Here is a 4,975-nt window from a genome sequence, read left to right on the forward strand (position 1 = left end):
CGATTAATGCCGTCTGGTGTGCGCACGGACTGCCGGTCGCGGGTTCGATCGATGCCTTCGTTGCTGCAGGATTCAAGGCGGGCGAGATCCCTCCGCATACAACAGCCGACCTCAATGGTCCGCTTCAACTCGCACTGCAATACAAAATTCCAATGCTCGAGATCGGCTATCCGCCGACGATGGGACGTACTGCGATCGATGTCGCGTTGAAGGTCCTCGCTGGCCAGTCCCTACCCAAGATCTATGAAATCAGCCCGCAAATTGCGCTGACCCGAGGAGACGAAACGGCATCAGTACCCCACCCTGACCAATACTTCGATCAGATCGTGGATGCCAAAGGTCCTCCGGACGAAATCATCGATGGTGGCATGGGACCGGGCTACAACCCGTCCACCTTCAAGGTCAAGCTGCCAGGTGAGAAATGAGTGCCGGTGACGTCGCCACGACAGATTTGATTGAACTTCACCAGATCACAAAGGAATTTCCGGGCGTGAAAAGCCTCGATCAGGTGTCGTTCGGAGTCCGTGCGGGTGAAATCCATGCGCTCGTCGGAGAGAACGGTGCAGGAAAATCGACGCTAACTAAGGTACTGGCGGGGGTTTATGCGCCCGACGCGGGCGAGATCCGATTCGATGGACGCGTAGTTCAGTGGAAGTCGGCACCTGACGCGAAGCGCCGCGGCATTCACGTCATAAATCAGGAACTCGTGTTGTTTCCACAATCGACCGTGGCCGAAAACATATTCGCCAGCGCTGAACCGCGCACCCGTTTGGGATTGCTCGATCATGCAACGATGAACGGGGATGCACAACGGTTGCTGACGGAATTGGGCGTGCAACTTGACCCGCGAGAGCGAGTGGGCAACTTGTCCGTCGCCGACCAGCAGATGGTTGAGATCGCCAAGGCGATGGCGAGTGAGACCCGAGTGCTGGTGCTGGATGAACCGACGGCGGTGATCGCGGGGCGAGAGGTGGAATTGCTCTTTGATCGTGTGCGTGCGTTGCGGGCGCGGGGTGTTGCAATTGTCTATATCTCGCATCGGCTGGACGAGATTTTCGCGTTATGTGATCGCGTGACGGTCATGAAAGACGGCCGGAAGGTCGCGACACACAACGTATCCGACACCACCCGGGACATGCTGGTCCGCCTGATGGTTGGACGCGAGATGAAGGATATCTACCCTCCTAAGCCGGCGCTGGCAGTGAATGCGCCAACCCTTTTGGAAGTGAGCGATCTGTGCGTTGGCAACAGGGTGTTCGACGCATCATTGTCGGTGCGGGCAGGCGAAATCGTGGGAATAGCCGGCATGGTGGGATCGGGGCGCACCGAACTCGCGTCTGGAATTTTTGGCGCTCTTCCTGCCCGAAGTGGAATGGTCAAGATTGGCGGCGTCAAGCGAACACGCATTACGCCCGCCATTGCGATCCGGCTCGGGCTCGGGTTTGTTACGGAGGACCGGAAATCACAAGGCTTGCTGATGCTGCTTAATGTAGCCGAGAACGTGACGGCCACGACGCTCAAAAGGGTCTCGCGGCTGGGCCTGATGCGGCGTGGCCCGGAAAGGTCCGCTGCTGACGAAGCAATCAAAAGCTACGCAATCGCCGGAGCGCGCCCCACTGGTAGTGTGTCGACGCTGTCGGGCGGTAACCAGCAAAAGGTATTGATCAGCCGTTGGGTCCGCGTATGCAAGCGTGTGCTGATCCTCGATGAGCCAACGCGCGGAGTGGATGTGGGCGCCAAGGCTGAAATTTATCGAGTCATGCGGCAACTGACCGAAAGAGGCTTGGGGATCTTGATGATCAGTTCGGAACTCCAAGAAGTCATCGGTATGTCCGACCGGGTGCTGGTGATGCACGAAGGCCGTATTAATGGCGAGCTCACTGGCAGCGCCATGACCGAGCACGACATTATGCGACTCGCAACGACCTCGCTGACACACACTACAGGAGGCGTGCATGAGTGCGCTCTTTAGCTTGAACAACGGTCGGTCGCTGTCAATGCGCCGCCATTTATCACACAACGCAGCCGCTTGGGTTGTGCTCGTTCTCCTGTTCGTCTTGCTTGTAGCCGGCACTCTTATCAGCGACCGATTTTCGACTGTCGGCAACTTGCTCAATGTGCACCAGCAGGCAACCGGTCTTGCGCTTGTTTCGCTCGGACAAACGCTGGCGGTCTTAACTGGCGGTATCGACTTGTCGGTTGGATCCATCATCAGCGTGGCAGCTACGCTCACGTCAGGTCTCGCCGACAATCCTTATGGTGGCTGGCCCACTGCCGTGATCGCCGTAGTCCTGCTTTCCGGTTTAATCGGAGTGGTCAATGGGTGTCTTATCTTGTGGCTGAAGGTCCATCCGTTGATTGTCACGCTGGGAATGGGAGCCGTTCTGCAGGGAGGCGTTCTTTATTACTCGTTGGGGCCCGCAGGCAGCGTACCGGACGGGTTTGATTCGGTTGCTTATGGCCGGTTCCTGAACATCCCTGTTACTGCAACGATCGTCGTGCTGCTGTTCTTCGTCGCCTCGGTCATGATGCGAAAGACACGCTTCGGTCACTACATTTACATGGTGGGCGACGACGACCACGCAGCAGCTTTGTCCGGCGTGCCGACGACACGCGTGATCCTTTTTGTGTACGTTTTCTCTGCGATCTGCGCGGGTCTCACGGGCATCTATCTCGCCGCTCAGTTCGGCTCGGGTCAGCCCTACCTGGGTGTCAATTACACCTTGGCGTCGATCACGCCAGTGGTCGTCGGCGGGACTGTTTTGACAGGGGGTCGAGGCGGTGTCGTCGGTACGTTGATCGAGGCATATCTGCTCAGTCTTCTCAACAATCTGATCAATTTCGCGGGCATCCCTTCACAGTATCAATTGATCGTGCAAGGGCTTGCGGTGATCATCGCGGTTTCAGTCAATACGCAACGCAAGCGGGTGACAGCATGAGCGCCGTCGTTCCGAAACGGCCCGCATGGTCGCAGTTCATTTCCTTGAACGTTGCGCGTCGGTACGGCATCTTCATTTTCTTTGCGCTTCTCGTGATTGCCTCTGGCATTTTGTCGCCGACGTTCTTGCGTCAAGACAATGTGGTCAACATGCTGGTGCAATTCGCCCCGCTTGGAATGGTCGTAATTGGGCAGGTGTTCGTGATCCTCGTCGGTGGACTGGACTTATCAGTCGCATCAGTTATGGCAACGGCTGCAGTGATCGCGACTTGTTTTGACGGGACGAATGCCTCAGCGCCAAAAATTTTTGCAGCGACGATAGGCATGTGTTTCCTCACGGGCTTGTTGAACGGTTTGCTGGTCACGAAGCGCCAGGTTTCACCGTTTCTCGCAACATTTGCGACCGCCGTCGTGTTGCAAGGTCTCCGCTTTGCCTACACGCAAGGTGCCCCGTCGGGCAATGTACTTCCAATATTTCATGAAATGGGTACAGGGTTCCTCGCCGGGATGCCAATCAATGTGGTGATCGTCGCAGTGCTGGCGCTTGTCTTCGGTGTCTTGCTTCATTTGTCGACGTTCGGACGACGCGTGTTCATGGTTGGCGGGAACTCCGAATCTGCGCGCCTGGTTGGCGTGAACCCGGACATCATCCGGATCGCATGCTACGTCGTCAGCGCAATGCTGGCCGGACTAGCGGGGCTTGTGCTATCCGGCTTTGTCGGCATCGTCGATAACTGGGTGGGACGAGGCTTCGAGCTTGATTCCATCGTGGCGACAGTCATGGGGGGTGTCGCCCTGTCAGGGGGCAAGGGGTCGTTGCTTGGCGGGTTGGTCGGCGCAGCAATCCTGATCATCGTCTTCAACATTGTGTTGTTGCTTGGCATGCCGGTGCAGGCACAAATCATCGTCAAGGTCCTGATCATCATCGGCGCGTCGGCCTGCTACGTGATCCGGCGCGCGCGATAAAGACATTCACGACGCGGACGACCGATGAAGGATTCGTCCGCCAAAAAAGGAGATTGAGCATGAGAGCAGTTCGGTTTCACTGCGCACACGATATCCGGGTCGAGAACATTCCCGATCCGAGCGGCATGGGCGCCAATCAGATGATTGTTAAGCCGATGTGGTGTGGCATCTGCGGTACAGACCTTCATGAGTATCAAGCAGGTCCCATCGTCGTGCCTACGGAACCTCATCCTCTGACGGGTGCAACTGCGCCCCAAGTGCTAGGGCATGAATTCAGCGCGGAGGTCCTCGAGGTCGGCAAGGACGTCAAGAACGTGCAGCCGGGCGACCGCATCTCGGTGATGCCACTGGCGTCATGTGGGCAATGCTATTACTGCACCCGCGGAATGCGCCACCTGTGCGTCAAGATGGCGTGCGTTGGCTTGAGCTGGGATGGAGGCGGCATGGCGGAATACACAGTCATCAATGACTATCATGCGAACAAGCTGCCTGACTCCGTCAGCGACAAACAAGGTGCGCTGATCGAACCGGCCGCCGTTGCACTTTACGCGGTGGACAGGGGAGGAGTGACGGTTGGCTCGTCGGTATTGATCACGGGTGCCGGGCCAATAGGCGTGCTCGCGGCGCTGGCTTGCCATGCAGCAGGTGCTAGTCAAATTTTCGTGAGTGAGCCCAATTCGGCAAGGGCGGCGAAGATGGCAGGTTTTGGCGTGGCGTCCGAAATTTTCGACCCGACAGATGGCGAGTTGCCACAAAAGATTCGCGACCTCACTGAGGGCGTGGGTGTCGACGTCGCGATTGAATGCTCAGGAAACCAGCACGGTTTGAATGCGTGCGTGGATGCCGTGCGTTCGGCTGGCGCGGTTGTACAGGCTGGTCTGCATGTGGGTACAGCGACTGTCGATCCAATGAAATGGTCGCTCAAGGACATCCACATCGAAGGCACCTGGTGCTACCCCGTCACGATATGGCCTCGCATCATCGGAATGATCGCTAACGGCAAGTTTCCGGTCGAGAAGCTAATTCACGATCTGATCGATGCCGACGATGTCGTTGCGAAAGGTTTCGATG

The 4,975-nt window shown here is 57.3% G+C and carries 4 protein-coding genes and 1 pseudogene; all 5 read left to right on the forward strand.

The features are described from left to right. A pseudogene (locus WCA53_RS31200) lies at positions 1-425 on the forward strand (sugar ABC transporter substrate-binding protein); the annotation flags it as partial. After that, positions 422-1,972, forward strand: coding sequence for a sugar ABC transporter ATP-binding protein (locus tag WCA53_RS31205; RefSeq protein ID WP_423920670.1), 1,551 nt, complete (start codon positions 422-424; stop codon positions 1,970-1,972). The pseudogene WCA53_RS31200 and the gene WCA53_RS31205, both read left to right, overlap by 4 nt. Then, positions 1,956-2,939, forward strand: coding sequence for an ABC transporter permease (locus tag WCA53_RS31210; RefSeq protein ID WP_423920673.1), 984 nt, complete (start codon positions 1,956-1,958; stop codon positions 2,937-2,939). Before WCA53_RS31205 ends, WCA53_RS31210 begins: the two co-directional genes overlap by 17 nt. After that, a complete protein-coding gene (locus WCA53_RS31215) occupies positions 2,936-3,904 on the forward strand; it encodes an ABC transporter permease (RefSeq protein WP_423920676.1) in 969 nt (322 codons plus the stop codon). The genes WCA53_RS31210 and WCA53_RS31215 overlap by 4 nt, the downstream gene beginning before the upstream one ends. Before the next feature lie 59 nt (positions 3,905-3,963). Next, positions 3,964-4,975 (forward strand): 2,3-butanediol dehydrogenase (locus tag WCA53_RS31220; RefSeq protein WP_423920679.1); only part of this gene is annotated, 1,012 nt, incomplete at its 3' end.

This window comes from Caballeronia sp., from assembly GCF_049581465.1.
Taxonomy (GTDB): domain Bacteria; phylum Pseudomonadota; class Gammaproteobacteria; order Burkholderiales; family Burkholderiaceae; genus Caballeronia.

Excerpts from the sequence above, each read along its gene's own strand:
- WCA53_RS31205 (WP_423920670.1), top strand. The coding sequence starts at position 422 with ATGAGTGCCGGTGACGTCGCCACGACAGATTTGATTGAACTTCACCAG.
- WCA53_RS31210 (WP_423920673.1), top strand. The coding sequence starts at position 1,956 with ATGAGTGCGCTCTTTAGCTTGAACAACGGTCGGTCGCTGTCAATGCGC.
- WCA53_RS31215 (WP_423920676.1), top strand. The coding sequence starts at position 2,936 with ATGAGCGCCGTCGTTCCGAAACGGCCCGCATGGTCGCAGTTCATTTCC.